The organism is Phyllobacterium sophorae, assembly GCF_003010965.1.
GTDB classification, from domain to species: Bacteria; Pseudomonadota; Alphaproteobacteria; order Rhizobiales; family Rhizobiaceae; genus Phyllobacterium; species Phyllobacterium sophorae.
Genome location: NZ_PGGM01000034.1, coordinates 1 through 2,500, shown reverse-complemented (window position 1 = coordinate 2,500; position 2,500 = coordinate 1). Strand labels below are relative to the sequence as shown.

Sequence of the window (2,500 nt, the reverse complement as noted above, 5' to 3'; positions counted from 1 at the left end):
TGGGCTAGGGGATCTCACCGATTTACCAAACCTAACCAAACTCCGAATACCGAAGAGTACTAATCGGCAGACACACGGCGGGTGCTAACGTCCGTCGTGAAGAGGGCAACAACCCTGACCACCATCTAAGGTCCCTAAGTTATGGCTAAGTGGGAAAGGATGTGAGGATCCCAAAACAACCAGGATGTTGGCTTAGAAGCAGCCATCATTTAAAGAAAGCGTAACAGCTCACTGGTCTAAATAAGGGTCTTTGCGCCGAAAATGTACCGGGGCTCAAGCCATACACCGAAGCTGTGGATTTGCAGTTTACTGCAAGTGGTAGCGGAGCGTTCTGTAAGCCGTTGAAGAGGGACCCGTGAGGGCCTTTGGAGGTATCAGAAGTGAGAATGCTGACATGAGTAACGATAAAGGGAGTGAGAGACTCCCTCGCCGAAAGTCCAAGGGTTCCTGCTTAAAGTTAATCTGAGCAGGGTTAGCCGGCCCCTAAGGCGAGGCCGAAAGGCGTAGTCGATGGGAACCACGTTAATATTCGTGGGCCTGCGGGTAGTGACGGATCGCGTGTGTTGTTCCTCCTTATTGGATTGGAGGGGCTTCGAAGCGGTCCCAGGAAATAGCTCCCGCGTATAGACCGTACCCTAAACCGACACTGGTGGACTGGTAGAGAATACCAAGGCGCTTGAGAGAACTGCGTTGAAGGAACTCGGCAAATTGCACGCGTAACTTCGGAAGAAGCGTGACCCTTTTTGACGCAAGTCAAGGAGGGTGGCACAGACCAGGGGGTAGCGACTGTTTACCAAAAACACAGGGCTCTGCGAAGTCGCAAGACGACGTATAGGGTCTGACGCCTGCCCGGTGCTGGAAGGTTAAGAGGAGAGGTGCAAGCTTTGAATCGAAGCCCCAGTAAACGGCGGCCGTAACTATAACGGTCCTAAGGTAGCGAAATTCCTTGTCGGGTAAGTTCCGACCTGCACGAATGGCGTAACGACTTCCCCGCTGTCTCCAACGCAGACTCAGTGAAATTGAATTCCCCGTGAAGATGCGGGGTTCCTGCGGTTAGACGGAAAGACCCCGTGCACCTTTACTATAGCTTTACACTGGCATTCGTGTCGGCATGTGTAGGATAGGTGGTAGACTTTGAAGCCGTGGCGCCAGCCATGGTGGAGTCATCCTTGAAATACCACCCTTACCTATATGGATGTCTAACCGCGGTCCGTTATCCGGATCCGGGACAGTGTATGGTGGGTAGTTTGACTGGGGCGGTCGCCTCCTAAAGAGTAACGGAGGCGCGCGATGGTGGGCTCAGACCGGTCGGAAATCGGTCGTCGAGTGCAATGGCATAAGCCCGCCTGACTGCGAGACTGACAAGTCGAGCAGAGACGAAAGTCGGTCATAGTGATCCGGTGGTCCCGCGTGGAAGGGCCATCGCTCAACGGATAAAAGGTACGCCGGGGATAACAGGCTGATGACCCCCAAGAGTCCATATCGACGGGGTTGTTTGGCACCTCGATGTCGACTCATCGCATCCTGGGGCTGGAGCAGGTCCCAAGGGTATGGCTGTTCGCCATTTAAAGCGGTACGTGAGTTGGGTTCAGAACGTCGTGAGACAGTTCGGTCCCTATCTGCCGTGGGTGTAGGAATATTGACAGGATCTGTCCCTAGTACGAGAGGACCGGGATGGACGTATCTCTGGTGGACCTGTTGTGGCGCCAGCCGCATAGCAGGGTAGCTATATACGGACGGGATAACCGCTGAAGGCATCTAAGCGGGAAACCCACCTGAAAACGAGTATTCCCTATCAGAGCCGTGGAAGACCACCACGTTGATAGGCCGGGTGTGGAAGTGCGGCAACGCATGAAGCTTACCGGTACTAATAGCTCGATTGGCTTGATCATTCTCATTACTCATATCCATCGCAACGCGATGCATATTCGATCTAAAAAGCGCTCACGCATGAGCGGGTCTTCGACCCTATGCTCCGCGAGGGCCTCGCAACGGCTCGGACGCACTAGCGTGCTGTACGGGCTCCTTCTGGAAACAGTCCAGAAAAATTACCCATACAGACCGATAGGTCGCCGTGGCTTGCCACGCGCCGTCGCAGCGCCCGTCCCGGCAGGGACGATACGGCGCGTGAGACAAAAAACTTCCAGCTTCTCACATAACGTTGCGCTTTGCTGACCTGGTGGTTACAGCGGGGTGGCCGCACCCGATCCCATTCCGAACTCGGCCGTGAAACGCCCCAGCGCCAATGGTACTTCGTCTCAAGACGCGGGAGAGTAGGTCGCTGCCAGGTCTGCTAAACGCAACGTTCACGCATGGATAAGCTGCATGCGATGCAAAAATCTTCTCACCAAACAGAACAATCCAACAGGCCGCCGCTTTCAATGCAGGGCGGCCTTTTGCTTTTGCAGACCAAACAAAGTAAGATCAAACTTACGCAAAACACGCAAAAGCCACAGACAATTCCGGTCAACAGCCGGATGGTGGCGCGGGGTGGAGCAGC

General features: G+C 54.5%; 1 protein-coding gene and 2 rRNA genes (1 of these 3 cut by a window edge). All 3 read left to right on the top strand.

Going from position 1 to position 2,500, the window contains the following annotated elements; genetic code table 11:
- Nucleotides 1–1,892 (top strand): 23S ribosomal RNA (locus tag CU103_RS30845); it begins 917 nt to the left of the window's first position.
- Between the two features lie 283 nt (nucleotides 1,893–2,175).
- Nucleotides 2,176–2,290: ribosomal RNA gene (gene rrf / locus CU103_RS30840) — 5S ribosomal RNA — on the top strand.
- Nucleotides 2,291–2,312: 22 nt separating this feature from the next.
- A partial coding sequence (locus tag CU103_RS31890; RefSeq protein ID WP_210203870.1) for a hypothetical protein occupies nucleotides 2,313–2,500 on the top strand: 188 nt, incomplete at its 3' end.